Annotated in this window: 13 protein-coding genes and 3 pseudogenes; 7 read left to right on the top strand and 9 right to left on the bottom strand. The window is 62.3% G+C overall.

Annotated features, from left to right (window positions below; all coding sequences use genetic code 11):
* Positions 1–74: 74 nt before the first annotated feature.
* From FHR21_RS13710 to FHR21_RS13695, 4 genes are all read left to right on the top strand, one after another.
* A complete protein-coding gene (locus FHR21_RS13710; RefSeq protein WP_184099223.1) occupies positions 75–1,109 on the top strand; it encodes a phosphotransferase family protein in 1,035 nt (344 codons plus the stop codon).
* 31 nt (positions 1,110–1,140) lie between these two features.
* Positions 1,141–2,445, top strand: a complete 1,305-nt coding sequence (locus FHR21_RS13705; RefSeq protein ID WP_184099221.1) for an acyl-CoA dehydrogenase family protein — start codon at positions 1,141–1,143, stop codon at positions 2,443–2,445.
* Positions 2,442–3,254: an SDR family NAD(P)-dependent oxidoreductase gene (locus FHR21_RS13700; protein WP_338113158.1), complete on the top strand. Its 813-nt coding sequence runs from the start codon at positions 2,442–2,444 to the stop codon at positions 3,252–3,254. The genes FHR21_RS13705 and FHR21_RS13700 overlap by 4 nt, the downstream gene beginning before the upstream one ends.
* Before the next feature lie 139 nt (positions 3,255–3,393).
* The gene (locus FHR21_RS13695; RefSeq protein WP_184099219.1) at positions 3,394–4,197 is read left to right on the top strand and encodes an SDR family NAD(P)-dependent oxidoreductase; all 804 of its coding nucleotides are present in this window, start codon (positions 3,394–3,396) and stop codon (positions 4,195–4,197) included.
* A gap of 69 nt (positions 4,198–4,266) precedes the next feature.
* Here FHR21_RS13695 and FHR21_RS13690 read toward each other — a convergent pair whose 3' ends face one another.
* The 8 genes from FHR21_RS13690 to FHR21_RS13655 all read right to left on the bottom strand — a co-directional run bounded on the left by FHR21_RS13690 (position 4,267) and on the right by FHR21_RS13655 (position 13,306).
* Positions 4,267–5,067, bottom strand: coding sequence for a crotonase/enoyl-CoA hydratase family protein (locus FHR21_RS13690; RefSeq protein ID WP_184099217.1), 801 nt, complete (start codon positions 5,065–5,067; stop codon positions 4,267–4,269).
* 46 nt (positions 5,068–5,113) lie between these two features.
* The gene (locus FHR21_RS13685; RefSeq protein ID WP_184099215.1) at positions 5,114–6,508 is read right to left on the bottom strand and encodes an MFS transporter; all 1,395 of its coding nucleotides are present in this window, start codon (positions 6,506–6,508) and stop codon (positions 5,114–5,116) included.
* Positions 6,509–6,579: 71 nt separating this feature from the next.
* Positions 6,580–8,139, bottom strand: coding sequence for a class I adenylate-forming enzyme family protein (locus FHR21_RS13680; RefSeq protein ID WP_338113163.1), 1,560 nt, complete (start codon positions 8,137–8,139; stop codon positions 6,580–6,582).
* A gap of 21 nt (positions 8,140–8,160) precedes the next feature.
* Positions 8,161–9,516 carry an MmgE/PrpD family protein gene (locus FHR21_RS13675; protein WP_184099210.1) on the bottom strand — a complete coding sequence of 452 codons (1,356 nt, stop codon included), beginning with the start codon at positions 9,514–9,516 and terminating at the stop codon, positions 8,161–8,163.
* Positions 9,513–10,352 (bottom strand): alpha/beta fold hydrolase, encoded by an 840-nt coding sequence (locus FHR21_RS13670; protein WP_184099208.1) that lies wholly within the window; start codon positions 10,350–10,352, stop codon positions 9,513–9,515. Before FHR21_RS13670 ends, FHR21_RS13675 begins: the two co-directional genes overlap by 4 nt.
* A gap of 41 nt (positions 10,353–10,393) precedes the next feature.
* The gene (locus FHR21_RS13665) at positions 10,394–10,873 is read right to left on the bottom strand and encodes a nuclear transport factor 2 family protein (RefSeq protein WP_184099206.1); all 480 of its coding nucleotides are present in this window, start codon (positions 10,871–10,873) and stop codon (positions 10,394–10,396) included.
* 12 nt (positions 10,874–10,885) lie between these two features.
* Positions 10,886–11,779 carry an SDR family NAD(P)-dependent oxidoreductase gene (locus FHR21_RS13660; protein WP_221235175.1) on the bottom strand — a complete coding sequence of 298 codons (894 nt, stop codon included), beginning with the start codon at positions 11,777–11,779 and terminating at the stop codon, positions 10,886–10,888.
* Positions 11,780–11,947: 168 nt separating this feature from the next.
* On the bottom strand, positions 11,948–13,306 hold the full coding sequence (locus tag FHR21_RS13655) for an amidohydrolase family protein (protein ID WP_221235174.1): 1,359 nt from the start codon (positions 13,304–13,306) through the stop codon (positions 11,948–11,950).
* 687 nt (positions 13,307–13,993) lie between these two features.
* Between FHR21_RS13655 and FHR21_RS13650 the strand changes: the two genes are divergently transcribed.
* Complete coding sequence (locus FHR21_RS13650) at positions 13,994–15,424, top strand: MFS transporter (protein ID WP_184099202.1); 1,431 nt, start codon at positions 13,994–13,996, stop codon at positions 15,422–15,424.
* 136 nt (positions 15,425–15,560) lie between these two features.
* Here the strand turns inward: FHR21_RS13650 and FHR21_RS20895 are convergent.
* Positions 15,561–15,653 (bottom strand): annotated as a pseudogene (locus FHR21_RS20895) (antirestriction protein ArdC); the annotation flags it as partial.
* Positions 15,654–15,842: 189 nt separating this feature from the next.
* Here FHR21_RS20895 and FHR21_RS13640 point away from each other — a divergent pair.
* Positions 15,843–16,594 (top strand): annotated as a pseudogene (locus FHR21_RS13640) (IS5 family transposase).
* Between the two features lie 17 nt (positions 16,595–16,611).
* Positions 16,612–16,934, top strand: a pseudogene (locus tag FHR21_RS13635) (TrbI/VirB10 family protein); the annotation flags it as partial.
* Positions 16,935–17,024: the final 90 nt, after the last annotated feature.

Here is a 17,024-nt window from a genome sequence, read left to right as displayed (position 1 = left end):
CTATCCTGCCCCCCGCCGCCCTGGACAAGGCGCCCGAGATTGCAAATCGAGATCAGGATGATTGCGATCGTGCCATGCTGCGCCTGAGCGACGAGCAATTGATTGCGGATCCCGCTCCGCTGCGCCACTGGTTCGACTGCCAGCTTGGCGGCGGATCGCGCGCCCTGACGATCGAGAAGATCATCGGCGGGGCCAGCAACAGCCTGCTGCGTGTGACCCGTGGCGACCAGCAATTCGCTTTGCGCCGTCCGCCGGCGGTTTCCAATGATCGAACGTCGCACGATCTTGCGCGCGAACTCAAGCTGATGCGGGCGCTTGCCCAAACCGACGTTCCTTGCGCGAGGCTGGTCGAAGGCACAACCGCGACGGACGTGATCGGCGGACCGTTTCTCGTCATGGAGTGGGTCGACGGTTTCACTCCGCGCGATCCGATGCCGGGCTGCTTTGCCGATGACCGCGGCAATCGCCGCGCCCTCGGCGATGCGGTGATCGACGCGCTCGCAAAGATAGCCCTGGTTGACTGGCAGGGCGTAGGACTGGGCGATTTCGGGAAACCCGACGGGTTCCTCGACCGGCAAGTCGACCGGTGGCTGTCGCAATTCCAGCGCAACCAGGTCCGCAACCTTTCCGAGCTTGATCAGGTGGTGACATGGCTGCGCACCAACGCACCGTCGAACACATCACCAGGCCTGATGCATGGCGACTACAGCTTTGCCAACGTCATGGTCGCGCGCGATGCGCCTGCCCGCATTGCCGCCATCATCGATTGGGAATTGGCGACGATCGGCGATCCGCTGCTGGATCTCGGCCACCTTCTGTCGAGTTGGGAGGATGCGAGCAGTGGTCCGACCTGGGCCTATTATGTCGATTGGACGGCGATGCGAAGCCGCGCCGAAGCGGCTGAGCGCTACTCCCTCGGGTGCGGGAGGGATGTCAGCGCACTGCCATTCTACATGGCGCTGGCACTCTTCCGTCTCGCCGTGATTCTCGAGGGTAGCTACGCGCGCTACCGGCGTGGCCAGTCCGACAATCCGAGACACGCCGTCTTCGAAACGCGTGTGCCCACTATCCTGGCCCAGGCAGTGCGGCTGATCGATCACGAAGGCTGAATCGAAACAAGCAAGAGAAAGGCTCCCGAGGATGTGGGATTTTTCGACCGAACCGGAATTTCAGGCGAAACTCGACTGGATGAAGCAGTTCGTCATCAATGAGGTCGAGCCGCTCGACCTCGTGTTCGACCAGCCGGGGCACCACCATAATGTCACCGATAAGCGCGCGATGGCTGCCGTCCGCCCGCTCCAGCAGCAAGTGAAGGAAAAGGGTCTTTGGGCCTGTCACCTCACGCCAGATCTTGGCGGCCAGGGCTATGGCCAGGTCAAGCTTGCCCTGATGAACGAGATCCTTGGCGGCACGAATTGGGGGCCGCGCGTTTTCGGCTGCCAGGCGCCCGACAGCGGCAATGCCGAAATCCTCGCCCACTTCGGAAGCGAGGATCAGAAAGCCAAGTATCTACGGCCGCTGCTTCAAGGGGACATCACATCCTGCTATTCGATGACCGAACCACAGGGCGGGTCGGATCCGCGCGTATTCGAAACCACCGCGATCAGGGACGGCAACGACTGGCTCATCAACGGCTATAAATGGTATAGCTCGCAGGCGCGCTGGGCGTCCTTCACGATCGTCATGGCGGTGACCGATCCCACGGCGCCCGTGTCAGACCGCTTCTCGATGTTCCTCGTGCCACAAGGGACGCCGGGTTTCAATATCGTGCGCAACACCGGATTGGTCGGAGAAAGTCCGGAAGACGGCGCGCACGCCTTCATCCATTACGACAATGTCCGCGTTCCGGCTGAAAACATGCTCGGCGAGGAAGGAAGGGCTTTCGAGGTTTCGCAGGTGCGCCTCGGCGGCGGACGGATCCATCATGCGATGCGCACACTCGGTGCTGCGACCAAGGCGTATGAGATGATGAAGGAACGCGCGGTCAGCCGCCATACGCAAGGCACGCTGCTGGGACACAAGCAATCCACCATGCAATATATTGCCAACACCTATGTGGAGTTGCTGCAATTCCGCCTACTGATCCTGCACGCCGCCTGGACGATCGATCAGGGCGACAAGGAAGGCGGCCAGATCGGTATCGGCAGCGCCAAGATCATGAGCCCCAAAATCCTGCGCGACATCATCGGACGTGCGATCCAACTGCACGGCTCGCTCGGCATCTCAAACGAACTGCCACTAGGACAATATTGGATCAAGGCGGCAGCACAGGGACTGGTCGATGGTCCCACCGAAATCCACGAGGTGAAGCTCGCGAAACGGCTGCTGAAGAATGTACGACCGGTCGACGGCCTTTTCCCGAGCGAGCATATTCCCGGCCGAAAGGCGGCAGCCGTAGAAAAGCTGCGGCGCTTCCTCGAGTTAAGCGAGGAGGAATTGGCGTGAGCACATCGATCTACACCGACGACAATGGTTTTGCCGCACGGGCTGCGGATGACTTGCCGACGCCTGCCGAACTCTTCGACATGAGCGGCAAGGTCGCGCTGGTAACCGGCGGGAGCCGCGGCATGGGCCGCGCCATCAGCCTCGCCTTCGCCCGGGCGGGCGCCGATGTAGTTGTCGCCAGCCGGAAGATCGAGGCTTGCGAAGAAGTGGCGCGGCTGATCCGCGAGATGGGTCGCCGTGCGCTGCCGATTGCCTGCCATGTCGGGAAGTGGGACGATATCGCCGCCATGATTGACGCCGTCTACGTCGAGTTCGGACGCGTCGATGTGCTGGTCAACAATGCGGGCATGTCGCCTGCATCCCCCTGCTCCGCCGATGTCGGGGAGGAATTGTTCGACAAGGTCGTCGATGTCAATTTCAAGGGCCCCTTCCGGTTGACAGCGCTCATCGCAGAGCGAATGGCCAGTGCCGGAGGCGGTAGCATCATCAATATCTCGAGCCTCTCGGCTATACGCCCGCAACCTTCGGTCTCCGCCTATGGCGGAGCGAAGGCTGCGTTGAACGCCGCTAGCGTGGGAATCGCCATGGAATATGCGGATCGCGGCGTGCGGGTGAACGTCATAGCGCCAGGAGCCTTCGCAACCGACATCGCACGCCATTGGGCCGACCCTGAAAAGGTACGCAAACGCGCCGCCATGGGCCGTGTGGCCGACCCGCGCGAGATCGTAACCGCAGTTCTCTATTACGCCAGCAATTTCTCCGCTTTCACCACCGGGGCGAATCTCAGGGTCGACGGCGGCCGCCTGTAGTCCTGCCGACGTCGCCCGAACGGCAGCGCGCTCATGTCGGCTCGGCATTTCGGTGATACGAGGCCGGATCGCGATGGGTGCGTATGGGCTCAATCCGGTTCCGACGCGCTAGACCGATGCGCAAGATCGGAGACTCTGGATGAACGATATTTCCCCTGCCATCATTCCGGGCCGCTTCGCGGGAAAACGTGCGCTTGTGACCGGCGGCGGCCGCGGCATCGGAGCTGCCATTGCAAGTCGGCTCGGAAAAGAGGGCGCGGCCGTGGGCATCGTGTACCGCACCCGCAGCCACGATGCCGAGGAAGTCGCAAGCGAGATCGCGAACAACAACGGCATCGCCTTCACGATCCAGGCAGACCTAGAAAAGACCTCCGAAATCGAAGCCATGTGGCAAGCCTGGGACGCCACCAGCGAGCAATTGCTTGGCGACAATCAGCTTGATGTGCTGATCAACAATGCCGGTGTCACCTCCGCCGCCCCGTTGACCGAAATCTTCGAACATGCTTATGACCGGGTGATGGCGATCAACGCCAAGGCTGCTCTGTTCGTATCGGCGGAGGGGGCAAAGCGGATGCGCGAAGGCGGCCGCATCGTCACGATCGGGTCGGGGGCGGCCGATCGCCCCGGTGCGCTGAACGGCGCTTACGGTATGTCGAAGGCCGCCCTCCTCGCCATGACCCGGTCACTGGCGGTAGAACTCGGCCAGCATGGCATTACCGCCAACGTCGTCTCGCCCGGCTACACGCGCACGGACAATACGGCCCATATGCTCTCCGTTCCAGAATTCGCGGCGAGGGTCACCGAATTGACCGCGATGAAGAGGCTTGGCAGTCCCGAGGACGTTGCCAGCCTCGCCTGTTACCTCGCGTCGCCCGAGGCGGACTGGGTGACCGGGCAATGGATCGAGGCCAGCGGCGGATATCGCATGATCCCGCCGGTCTGATCGCCCGCCGGAAAACGCAGGCCGCGGTGCCCACCGGATCAGAGTATCCTCGATCGCCGCAGCGCGAGGTCATTCGCCGGTAAAATTCGCCGGCCGCTTATCGAGAACCGAGCGCGCCCCTTCCTTGTGATCTAATGTGTGATGCATCAGCCCCTGGGTCGAGGCCGCAATCTCCAAGGCGGTGTCATAGGTCGTCGATTGCCCCTGGCGCAGCATCGCCTTGGTGGCGCGAAGATGATAGGGTGGCTGTGCCGCAATTTTCATCGCCAGCGCGCAGGCCTCTGTCATGAGCGCGCCGGGATCGACCACCCGCGAGACGAGACCCCATTCCATCGCCTGCGCGGGCTTTATGACCTCGCCGGTGTAGAATAGTTCGGCGGCACGGCTCATGCCGATAATCCGCGGCAGAATCCATGTGCCACCATCGCCCGGAACCAGCCCGACCTTCAGAAAGGTCACGCCAAAAGCCGCAGCGGTCGACGCGATACGGATGTCGGCGAGGCAGGCAATGTCGCAGCCAAGCCCGATGGCGGGCCCGTTCACCGCTGCGATCAGCGGGACATCGAGCGCGTGAAGCGCGCGCAGGGCCATGTGGATATTGCCGCGATAGCCTTCGCGCACCATCGCCGGATTCCCCGCAAAATTGCCTTCGCCCGCTAGCATCGCCTTGAGATTGCCCCCGGCAGAAAACGCCCTGCCCTCGCCCGTTAAGATCGCGGCGCGGATGTTGCGGTCGGCTGCAAGCACCGAGCAGGTCCGGGCCACCGACTCACCATCGCCCTCCTCGCCGAGGGCATTCATCGTATCGGGACGGCTGAGGGTCAGGATCGCGATCGGCCCCTCCTTCTCGAGCTTGATCAGTTCGGACATTTGTTTCTCCTGGGTCAGAAAGTGTGATCATCTGTATTTCGAAGGGTCAGGCCGAGGCCTCCTTGCGCATCTCGTCGCCGACATCGGGGGGAAGCCGCATCACGATGATCGCGGAAACGATCGAAATACCCGCGATCGCCGAATAGGCGACGCCATAGGAGCCGAGCGAGGCCGCTCCGCCGGCACCGGCGACGAGGCCGGCGCCAACGGTATAACCCAGCCCGAGCGTCACTTGCTGTGCGATCGAGAACAGGACCGAAGCGTGGCCGATTTCCGGCCCCTCGACATCGGCATAGGTCAATGCGTTTCCGGACATGAAGAAGGAGGCCCGGATCAGCGCGAAGCAGATCATGAAGGCGGACATCGCGAGCAACGGTGTGTCGGACCGGAATCCGATGGGCACCAGCGTCAATCCGCCCAGCACAAGCGCGCTCGTGACCATCATCGGACGAAAACCGGTCGCGCGCAGCGCGAGCGGACAGGCAAAACGGGAAATGAGCGAGCCGATCGCGCCTGCTGCCGGCACCTGACTCGCAGCGAGCGGCGAGAAGCCGAGCGCGACCTGAAGCTGCATCGGAAGCATGATCGTGATCGCCCCGATACCGACGCGCTGCAGCCCGCCCGACGCCAGGTTGAGCTTGAGAGTCTTGTGCCGCAAGACCCGCAGGTCGACCAATGGGTGTGGCGACCGGAGAGCTTGACGTATGTAGAGAGCCACCAGCGCGACAGCGCCGAACGAACCCGAGATGCGGACCGGAAGCGTTTGCCCTGCCAAGAGCCCGCTTTCGAGTACGCCCAGCACCGCAAATATGCTTCCCGCGCACAACAGGAACCCGGCGATGTCGAAACGACGCCTGGGCTCGCGATCGACGTTCGGCACGAAGCGCAGCACGGCGATGATGCCGAGAATGCCTACCGGGAGGTTGATGAAGAAAATCCAGCGCCAACTCGCCGTCTCGATCAATGCTCCGGCCACGGGAGGACCGAGCATGGGCGCTAGAATGGCGGGCATCGTGTACCAGGCCATTGCTCGCACCATGGCCGAGCGATCGATCGCTCCCACCATGATGGCGCGCCCGACCGGCGTCATCATCGCTCCCCCGGCGCCCTGAAGCACACGCGCAGCCACCATCTGCTCGAGGTTTTGCGAAAGCCCGCACATCAGCGATCCCGCGACGAACACGCACATGGCACAAACGAACACGCGCCGTGCGCCGAAGCGCCCCGCCATCCACGCGGACGCGGGGACCAGCACCGCGACCGTCATGGCGTAGATCGTTAGCGCGATCCTCAAATCCGGGGTCGGAATACCGAAGTCCCGAGCAATGGTCGGCAGCGCAAGCGCCAACGAGGCCGTATCCATGAGGTCCATGAACAGGGCGCTGGCGATGACGATGGGGATCAACCTGTTGCGCGAAAACAGTCCGCGTCGCTCCTCCACGGCTATCTCCCGTGCCGGCTGCTCATGGCGCCAATTCCTGTCCTCGGCACCGCCCCTGTCCGACATTGTCGTCAGATACCGAGCAGCGACTTCAGTTCCGGACGGCTGACCTTCATCGAGATGGTGCGCGGCAACTCGGCCACAACGCGATATTCGACGGGCACCATATAGGAGGGTAGCGTCTCCTTGAGGAACGCGTCCAGCTCCTGTTTGTCCGGGGCCTCTCGATGTCCGTCGGATAGTTCGATCGCAGCGATCGGCACCTGGCCGAGGCGGTCGTCCTTCACGCCGATGACGGCGGCATCGTTGATGCCGGGATGCCTGCGCAGAACCTGCGCCACTTCCTCCGGAAGAATCTTGAAGCCTCCGCGGTTGATCGCATCATCGGCGCGTCCAGCTAGGAAGATGAACCCGTCGGCGTCGATGAACGCCAGATCATTGGTCCGTATCCAGTCCGGACCATAACGGTCGGACTTGACCTCGACGATTCCCGTCTCGTTCGCCGGGCAGGGTTCGAAGCTTTCCTGGTCAACGACACGAATGCTCACGTCGCGCTTCGCGCGCCCCACGCTGCCGCGCTTTTCCTTCGCGAACTCGCGATGATCCTTCAATGTCCAGCCGGCCAAGCCGCCGATGAATTCCGCCGCGCCATAATCCACGAGTATCGCGCAGTCGAAACGCTCTTCAAAGCGCTCCTGCACGTCGGTCTCAAGCGGCGCGGTACCAGACCGGATCGCGATCAGGCTTTCGAGCTTTTCAGGGGCAACATCGGCGTCGAGCACCATGCGTATCATGGCTGGCACGAGGCTCGCCGCCTTCGGCTTGTACTGCGCCACGGCATCGACCCATTCGGGAACGTTGAACTTTTCGAACAGCACGATGGGGCGGGCCTGGTAAAGCGCGAGCAACAGGCCGAACAATCCGCCCGCATGGCTGAAGGGCTTGAACAGAAGTGCGGGCGATGTCTTCAGTGCCAGCACCCCTCCGTCATCCGATTTCTTCGGGTCGCCCGCATTGAGCGACGGCATCAGAATGTCCTGCTTCACGGGGATGCGCTTGGGCGCGCCGGTCGTACCGCTGGTCAGACGTTCCAGAACATAATCGGACATCGGCGCACGATGCGCTCCTGCCCCAGGCTTTTCCAGTCCCGGCACCAGTCTTACCCTGAAGGGATAATGCGACACCTCGATGCCGACGCTGCCAGCCGCCGTCGCCGCTTTGATCACCCCCTCGCCAGCCCAGTCGTCGGGGTCGCCGACTACCGCCTTCAGGCCCTGCGCACTGATATCGTCGCGGAAACTGGCCACATTGTAGGCGGGGCGCAGCGGCGCCACCATGCGTCCGCCGCGTACCAGCGCGATGAAGGACGCGACGGCCGCGGGCCGGTTGCGTGCTGCCCAGCCGACCGGCGCCTCGCGCTCCACGCCCGCTTCGTCCAAGAGGCGTTCCACCTCGGCCGCGGCGACTTCCAGCTCGGACCAACTGATCGAGTGGCCCTGATATTCGACGGCCGTCGCGGCGGGATCGAGCTTGAGCACGGCCTCGATGCGTTGAGCGAGCGTTTCTTTAGTGTTTTCTGTCATGTACGCCATTCTGGACGAGCTGCGCACCCGCGTCCAATCACGAAGCACGGCGATCAAAGTCTATCTTCCCTAGGTCGGTGCGCCGATCAGTTCGGCGAGTGCCACGCAGCTTCGCTGCGTTTCAAGGGTGGCGACGCATTGCGCGATCCTTTCTGCGCGATCATCGGTGATGCGTCCTCGCATGAGGGTACGGAATTTCTCGGTAATGTCGGCGCTCGACGCCGGATTGTCATGATGGCCGCGCGGGACGGGCCGATCCTCCGAAAGGCGGGTTCCGTCGTCGAGGACGACCGTGACCTTCCCGCCAAGCTCCGACCCGCCCGACGTGTCGCGGCGAACGACGGAGATGCGGTCCGACAGCGCGGAAATGGCGGGATCGCACCATGCCGACGCATCGGCGAAATCTTCGAGCGTCGCACGCCCCCGGACGAGCACACAGCTGACCGCGAAGGCGAGAGAAAACTGCGCGCTAATCATGTCGGCAGGGTGCACGATCCCCGCCCCGTGCAGCATGGTGAGCTCGGACACCTCCGCCTCGACCGATTTGATGCGCGCGGGATCGAGGGAACGCGCGTCTCGGATCGCCTGGGCTGCCTGTATCGCGCCATGCAGCGTGAAGACGGCGGGCGAGAGCTTGAACATGGTGTCACGCAAATGGAAGTCGCGATTCCACAATGCTTCCGGATCGCCGTCCAGTTCGTCTGCGAACACGTTGAAGATGCCGCGCTTGCCCTCGAAGATCGTCGCGGGGCCGGTCAGCCCCTCTGCCGCGAGCAGCGCCGCCTGGGCACCCGACCGACTGGCGGATCCCGCATGGACTCGTTTCACCTCGCCGCCCGACTGGTCATATTCCATCGTGCCTGATGCTTCCGATCCGGCGATCGCGAGCGCGTTCATGATGCGGAGTGCATCCAGTCGTAGCAGCCTTGCCACCGCACCCGCCGCTCCGAACGGGCCCTGGAATTTCATCGGATGCCAACCCCGCCTGCGCGCCGCCTTGTGCACCTGTCCGCCGCCCAGGGCCATCGCCTGGTAGCCCGCAACGATGCCCGTCAGGAGATCCTTGCCCGAAAGTCCGTCGCGTTCCGCGATTGCAAGGCTGGCCGGGATCACGACGGCGCCGGGATGCCCGCAAATGACGTGACTATCGTCGAACTCCATTCCGTGCCCGCACGATGCGTTGGCATAAGCGGCATAGATGGCGGTGGTTCTGTCGCCGCGGAGCACGATCGAACTCTCCGCCCTTCCGCCCAGCGATCGGACGTGGCGCAGCACGGGAGCAAGATGAGGCAGACCCACGCCCGCTATCTGGCATCCAATCTGATCCAGCAGGCAATCCTTGGCGCGCGCGACGACCTCCGACGGAATGGCCTCATAATCGAGAGCGGTGATCCATTCACCGAGCCGTAGTGCAACCGGCTTCATGTGCGCGGAAACGCCTGCAGAATCGCGCGCAGCGCCGCGATGAAGGCTATGGGCTGGTCGAGCATGAGGTGATGATGCGCGTCGGGTATCTCGACGAAAAGCGTGCCGTCGGCAGCCATCGACTTTTGCTCGGCCCAGATTTCGTCGATCACACTTTTCGAACAGGAACCGCGCATGAAGGCAAGCGGGCACTTGGCCTGCGCGATCAGCGGCATGAGGTCGTTCCCCACAGGCGTCTTGCGGCGCATGTCTGGATCCTGCCGGAAGCGCCATCCGGTTGCGACCTGCTCCACCGCTTCCCCGGCGAGCATGTCGAAGATGAACGGATTGATCTCCGGCTGCTCCGGCTTGAGACGAAAACGCGCGATCGCCTGTTCGCGCGTGGCATGGACGTGGAACGGTCCCACCTCCTCGGCGTCGTCCCCCCAGGCCTGTCGGACACGGAGACGAGAATCCACGAGCACCCCTCCCGCGAAGCGTTCGCCGTTGCGCACCAGGATATGCAGACCCATGAAGCCGCCGAAGCTGTGCGCGGCCATGAAGGGTGGCCGGTCCGCCTCGTACAATCCGGCAGCCTCTGCCACCGCCATCGCCTCAGCGATCAACGTCTCCACCGAATATTGCTCTCGGCGAGCGGAACCTCCCATGCCGGACCAGTTGAACGTGGCCACGCGATAGTCATCGGCAAGCATCGGCGCGATATGGCGATACCAGCCAATATGCGCACCGTTGCCGATGAGCAGCAAAAGGCCTGACTTCCCCCGCTCGCCCCATGCGGCCCATTCGACGTCGCCGTCCGCGACAGTGACAAGGCCCCTGTCCGGCTGGTGCGCCATGGCCCGGGCAAACCATTCGGGCGGATTTGCGGACTGCCGGTTCACAATTCGGGCAACCCCGGGATCGCGAAGAAATCGGGCAGTTCGTGACGGGTCACCTGCGTGCCGCCGGGAAGCACACGCTCCATGATCGTGGTCTGCACCCTTCGCGAGAAGCGCCAGCCTTCGGGAAGGCGCACACATTCGTCCTGATAGACACCAATCATAGCCAGCCAGTCCTCGCTGCCCACAGCCAACTTGGTTTCCGAAAACCACCAGCGCGCGGTGGCGACGTCGCCGGCGACGTGCACGACGCCGCTGTGGATCTGCTGGCAGAGAAAGTCTCGCTCGCGCTGGAGTCGGCGATAGCGTTTGAGGATCTTCTCGCGCCCCTGCACCGGATCGCCATAGCCGGGCTTTTCGATCCGGCCGTCGGGTGCCATCACCGCGGCCATGCCGTCCGCGTCGCGGCGATTTGTCGCATCCGCATAGGCGGATGCGAGCGCACGGATTTCCATCTCGTCTTCGAACTTTCCGGCCATGTCTCAGCCTCCTCAGACCCGTTTGCCTATCATGCGATTGCCGCCGCGAAACCAGAAGGCGCCGCCATCCACCGGCAGATTGACTCCCGTGATGAAACGGCCCTCGTCCGACAGGAGGAAGGCGACCGCATCGCCGATCTCATCGGGCATGCCGAACCTGCCAAGGATCGTGCCCGACTTCTGCATCGCCTCCACCTCTTCCTCGCTCTTGCCATCGACGGATTTGGCAAAACTGGGCGACCAGGTACTACCGGGAGTAACCGTATTCACGCGGATGCCATGCTTGCCCACCTCCATCGCAGCGATCGCGCCGAAGTGGAACAAACCCGCCTTCGAGGAGCCGTAGCCTGCGGTATTCTCCGTCGCCCGCAAGCCCGACACCGAGCCGATATTGACGATCGCGCCCTTGCCGCGCTCGATCATGAAGGGCAGCGCAGCCTTCATCGTCAGGAAGGGCGCCTCGAGGTTCATGATGAAGTTGAGGCGGAACTCCTCGATGGAGGTATTGAGGATATCGCGTCCCGCGAAGCGCCCGGCGTTGTTGACCAAGCCGTCGAGCCGACCGAGCCGTTTCCCGACATCCGACACGGTTTCGTGGATTGCATCGGCGTCACGTATGTCGAGCACGACGGCTTCGGCACTGCCGCCCTCCTCCTCGATTCTGGAAACGGCGGCGTCGAGCTTTTCCCGGCGCCTTGCGGACAGCACGACATGCCAGCCATCGCGCGCAAGACGGCGGCCGATCGCCTCGCCAATACCCTGACTTGCACCGGTCACGAAAGCGACGCTCCCCGGCTCGACCCGCGAGGTCTGGCCTGTCATTGCCCTTCTCCCTTTACATTTCTTCCGAGTTGCACATCGGCACGAAGCCGCGCAATTACCGCATTGCCGCGATTGAGGCGGCATCTACCAAAGCTGCCTCAATCGCAGCGATCGCCTGCATCAGTCCTCCAGAACCGCCTCGGCGCATGAGGGTCGTGCCGCGAGAAGCAGGAAATCCGATCGCAACGCAAAAAGGCTCCCCGTACAAACCGGGAGCCTTTCCGCTTTTTTCGGTATCTAACGCCGCTCTGATCAGACCAGACCCTTGCGCTTGCGGCGGCTTTCGTTGACTTCGCCGGCCGTGCGCGGGACGAAGGTCTTGGCAACCTGGCCCGACGTGATGGCGCGCCCGTCTTCGCCATGTTCGCGCGCATCCTTACCGCCCAGCGATACGGCGCCGACGTCGACATGAATCGCCTTGGCGCGAAGGGCGCCGACGGTGCAGTTGGCGCGGCCGAACTCGGCCACCGGGTCCATGTTATAGAAGCGATAGGCATTCTGATGGGTGACCTTGTCGATCACATGAGTCGGCATATCCTTGACATTGTCCCACAGGTCCTCCGGAACGAAGGGCCAGGTACAGTCGGAATGCGGATAGTCGCATTCGTAGGAGATGATGTCCTCGCCGACCGCTTCATAATTGTCGCAGCCGAAGCGGTCGTCGATGAAACAGGTCAGGAAATGCTCGCGGAAAACCTCGGACGGAAGCTTGCCGCCGAAGTCCATGCGGACCCAAGGGCCATGGTGCTTGTGCGTGAAGTCCGCGCGCTCGAGCATATAGGGCACCCAGCCGATCCCCCCTTCGGACAAGGCAATCTTCAGGTTGGGATAGCGCTGAAGCGCATTGAGATGAAGCAGGTCGGCTGCATCGGTCGCGATCGCGATCGGCATCGACGTGATCCATGCCGAAATCGGCGATTGGTCGGAATTTGCCTCCGGAGCAGCGCCGGTACCGATGTGGCAGGAAAGCGGGATCGCATATTCGTCGCACAGCTTCCAGAGCGGCTCGAAATATTCGTCATGAACCGAGGGCAGGCGATTGCGCGCAGCCGGGTTGGCAGGAAAGAAGAATGTCTCGACACCCTTCTTGATCACCCGCCGGGCCTCGTCGATAGCGGCCTCCATATCCCACAGCGGGAGGATAGCGCCGCGGAAATAGCGGCCCTTGTACGGACCGCACCATTCATCAATGTGCCAATCGTTATATGCGCTCATGACGCGCTTGCAATTGTTCTTGTCTTTCGCATCCCAGAACCAGCCGCCGTCGAACCCGGCGAACGTGGGAAACATCAACGCGGTCATCTGACCCATTGCGTTCATGTCGTCGATATGCGCTTCGGCGTCCCAGACGCCCTTGCGCATCTGGTCGATGTTCATCGGCTCCATCCCATATTCTTCCTTGGGACGGCCCACCACAGCATTGAGACCGACGGCAAAGGTGCGCTTGTCCTCATGCTCCCAGTACCACGATGCATTGCCAAGTTCGTCGGTCACATATTGCGGGGCAAGCTTGCGTAATTCCTTGGGCAGGTGCTGATCAAACATCGTCGGCGGTTCGATGACGTGATCGTCAACGCTCGCGATGATCATGTCTTCCATATTCATGGTCATATTATCCTCTCTTCCGAATCTGCTGACGTCCTTGACACCTTCCCGTGAGGGGGACTCCGGTCATCCAGCATCATAAATAACGATTCGTCAGTTATTTGCAAGTGACTATCCAAATTCGGTTATCCCACTGAAAACACTGGAATATTTTCTCGGCACCGAGACAGCCAAACGGCGCGGTCGCCAAGAAGGCTCTTGAGAAAAGTCCGCTGCGGCGGCGCCATGGCGCCGCCCGTCGGGATCCCTCCCTGTCCGAAGCATCAGAAGTTCTTGCGTAGCTGGATGTCGAACACCCGGGGGTTACCGGGAAGCCGATATTATAACCCGACGCTTCGAAATTGGTGGCGACCTGCAGATAGCGCTCGTTGGCCAGATTCTTGCCGAATATCAAGATCTCGAGGCCGTGATCGTAAAATGCCCAGTTGATGCGCGCGTCCAGTAATCCGTGTGATTTCTGGCGGACACTCTCACGATTGGCAACTTCCCAATTGCACCGCTCGAGAGCCGGCGAACCCGGGCTCGCCCAGCCCTCACCATGATCTGGGGTTCGTGTGCGCTACCGCATTAAGGGCTTATCACCGGTTAGGCGCGCAATTCGTATTGCCCCGCAGCACGCCCACCGCCTAGCAAGTGCCCGATCGATCGCGGCATAACATTGCACGCGGGCCAAACTGGCGGAGAGCAGACAGTATGACGACCAAGCCATTATCCGATCGACCGACGAGGGTATGGTGGCTGTACGCTGCCCTCGTGTCAGCTGAACTTGTCTGCTCACTCGAATCGGGCATGATCTACGTAGCGATTTCCGGCCTTTACGAACAATATGGCGATCCCGTCGCAGTCGGATGGCTGCTCACCGCCTTTACCCTTACGGCTGCAGCAAGCGCAGCGGTAGCGGGCCGACTGGGCGATTTGTACGGTCGGCGGCGCGTCATGCTGTGGATGCTTGCGATCGCATTTTCCGGGTCTCTGCTCAGCGCAACGCATCCCGATCTCGACTGGATCATCGCGGGGCGCGCGATCCAGGGCGTATCGATGGCAATCCTGCCGCTCGGCTTCGGTATCCTTCGCGAGAATGTCGACGAGAGGCACCTAGGCCTGGGCGTCAGCATCATCGGCGCAACCTATACTGTGGGCGGCGGTATCGGCGTGATCATCGGCGGCGTGGTCGTCGACAACTGGCATTGGCAGGGGCTCTTCCACATCAGCGCAGGGCTGGCAATTTTCGCCATCATCTTCGTGCTGTTCGCGGTCCCGCGCTCGGAGCCCTCGACCGACCGCAGCGGGCTCGACATTGTGGGCGGCATATTGTTCGCGCCCGCTGTCGCAATGATGCTTTTCGGCCTCGTGGAGGGTGCGAGTGACGGCTGGACCGGTTCGACCATCGCCCTCATCGTTGGAGGTTTGGCGTTGATGGCGGGCTGGGCGTGGTATGAATTGCGCCACCCTAATCCGCTGATCGACATCCGGCTGCTCGGCCGCAGACAGGTGCGGCTCGCGAACCTCAACATCCTTGCCATTTCGCTCGGCCCGCTGCTAGGGCCCGCGATCTATTTGCCATTCCTGCAGCAGCCGGCCTGGACCGGGATCGGTTTCGGCATCACCGCGACGATGGCCGCGATCGTCAAGATCCCCGCCAATATCCTGGCGAGCGTCGCCGCGCTCGGCAGCGGCGCGCTGACAAAGCGCATTCCGGTGCGAACGTTGATGATCATAAGCGCTGCAGCCAGTATCGCCGGATGGGCGGGACTCGCCACGCTGTCCGGTTATTTCTGGCCGAGCGTCATTATGATCGTGCTGCTGATCGTACCGAGCGGATCGGTGCTGCTGGTGTTGACCCCGCAACTCGTCATGGACGCGGTTCCGGAGGAGCGGACCAGCGAGGCCACCGGACTGACGCAGGTCGTACGAGCCTTCGGAAAGGCGGTCGGACTGCAGATTATAGCCCTCGGCTTGGCCAGCGCGCAGGTCGCCCGCCCCGATGGCACGACCTTCCCCGGTTCCTCGGCCTATCTCATCGTTTTTGCCGTTTGCGCGCTGCTCAGCCTTTGGAGCCTATTTCTCATGATGCGCCTTCCACGCTCGGAAGCCGACAAGGCCGATCTTGCAGCCGCCGCCTGAACTGCCGTGCTGAAGCGCTTGCCTCATGACTTTGCTGTCCGTTTGGGCCACGAAGGTGTGCCACAACAGGGGGGGGAGCCCGCCCCCACTGTGGCGGAAGGAGGCAGATCGTGCACGGCGCGGAACGATCGAGCGCATCGGCAGCGAGGCCGGGGCGCCAGCCTTCGCATTGCGCGATGTTGAACAGAGTGAAGCGCTTAAGGAAGGGCACGGCGCGGGCGTCCTCGCCGACCTTGCCAAGGAGCGGGTCGAGGTCCAACTGGTATCGCTTTCCTGCGTCGATTTCGACGAACGCTCGGCAGTCGATCAACTGATCAAAGGCTTTTTCGTCGACACCGATGGCAAGAAGGGATTGAGCGGCTAGGGGTTGTGGGGAATTAGGATTCCCATTTGACCGGAGATGTGATTCACACTTCGGATGGAACGCTTTGTACTGACCGACGCCCAGTGGGCGAAGATTGAGCCGCACTGTCTGGGCAAGCCGACGGACCCAGGTCGAAGCGGCAGGAACAACCGTTTGTTTGTGGAGGCAGTGCTTTGGATTGTCCGCACGGGCAGTCCATGGCGCGACCTGCCTGCGCTGTTCGGCAACTGGAGCACGGCCTTTCGTCGGTTCAGAGATTGGCGCGAAGCCGATGTTTTCAAGCGGATTTTCGACGCCTTGTCAGAGGAACCCGACATGGAATACGCGATGGTCGATGCCACCATCGTCAAGGTTCACCGGCACGGCCAGGGCGCAAAAGGGGGACTCAGAGCCAGGCCATCGGTCGCTCAAAAGGCGGCATGACCACCAAGATTCTGGCGCTGACCGATGCCTTGGGCAACCTTGTTCGCTTCGAACTCCTGCCGGGACACCGCTTCGACACCATCGGCGTTGCACCGCTGATCGAGGGCATCGACTTTGGCGCGCTGCTGGGTGACAAGGCCTATGACGCCAATTGGATCGTCGAGGAACTCGACTAGCGCGGGGCCAAGGTCGTCATCTCGCAGCATCCCGGCCGCGCCCAAAAGCTCAAGATCGACGCCGAAATGTACAAATGGCGCCACTTGGTCGAAAACTTCTTCTGTAAACTCAAAGAGTTCAAGCGCATCGCCATGCGCGCCTGCAAAACCGACCAAAGCTTCTCCGCAATGATCTATCTCGCCGCCGCCATCATCAACTCACGATGAATCCCCACAACCCCTAGGTGGTGACGCGCGCGGGCGCGAGCCTCGCACGGGCTTTTATCGCCGGCACGATCAGCGGCATCAACCAGACGGTCGAGAATACAATCGGTGACGTCTCGACATCCGCGCTCGGCTCGGTGCGGACGCTCGACGCCGGCGACGCGGCCAAGGCCGGAATCGCCGGCGGCCTGTCGAAGTCGTCCGACAGGCTCACTGACTTCTATCTCGATCTCGCGCGCCAGGCAGGCCCATCGTCGAGGTGGGCGCGGCGAAGGATGTCATCGTCGTAATCCAGGAGGGCGTCACGCTCGAAATCAAACCGATGGCCGGAAGCAAGTTCTGACTTGCCGCCGCGCCTCGCTGCTCATTGCAGCGATTGCCGTGAGATCATGGCGACACATGGCCCCTATGACCTGATTATCGCTGACCCGCC

Origin of the sequence: Sphingopyxis panaciterrulae, assembly GCF_014199295.1 — a bacterium.
In the GTDB taxonomy this organism is placed as follows: domain Bacteria; phylum Pseudomonadota; class Alphaproteobacteria; order Sphingomonadales; family Sphingomonadaceae; genus Sphingopyxis; species Sphingopyxis panaciterrulae.
The sequence above is the reverse complement of the archived record's forward strand: the minus strand, read 5'-3'. Positions and strand labels throughout refer to the sequence as shown.

Bases quoted from the DNA above. Each gene is read 5' to 3' on its own strand.
- FHR21_RS13655 (WP_221235174.1), bottom strand. From the start codon at position 13,306: ATGACCATGAATATGGAAGACATGATCATCGCGAGCGTTGACGATCAC.
- FHR21_RS13675 (WP_184099210.1), bottom strand. From the start codon at position 9,516: ATGAAGCCGGTTGCACTACGGCTCGGTGAATGGATCACCGCTCTCGAT.
- FHR21_RS13670 (WP_184099208.1), bottom strand. From the start codon at position 10,352: ATGGCGCACCAGCCGGACAGGGGCCTTGTCACTGTCGCGGACGGCGAC.
- FHR21_RS13690 (WP_184099217.1), bottom strand. From the start codon at position 5,067: ATGTCCGAACTGATCAAGCTCGAGAAGGAGGGGCCGATCGCGATCCTG.
- FHR21_RS13660 (WP_221235175.1), bottom strand. From the start codon at position 11,779: ATGCCGCCTCAATCGCGGCAATGCGGTAATTGCGCGGCTTCGTGCCGA.
- FHR21_RS13650 (WP_184099202.1), top strand. From the start codon at position 13,994: ATGACGACCAAGCCATTATCCGATCGACCGACGAGGGTATGGTGGCTG.
- FHR21_RS13705 (WP_184099221.1), top strand. From the start codon at position 1,141: ATGTGGGATTTTTCGACCGAACCGGAATTTCAGGCGAAACTCGACTGG.
- FHR21_RS13710 (WP_184099223.1), top strand. From the start codon at position 75: ATGCTGCGCCTGAGCGACGAGCAATTGATTGCGGATCCCGCTCCGCTG.
- FHR21_RS13665 (WP_184099206.1), bottom strand. From the start codon at position 10,873: ATGGCCGGAAAGTTCGAAGACGAGATGGAAATCCGTGCGCTCGCATCC.
- FHR21_RS13695 (WP_184099219.1), top strand. From the start codon at position 3,394: ATGAACGATATTTCCCCTGCCATCATTCCGGGCCGCTTCGCGGGAAAA.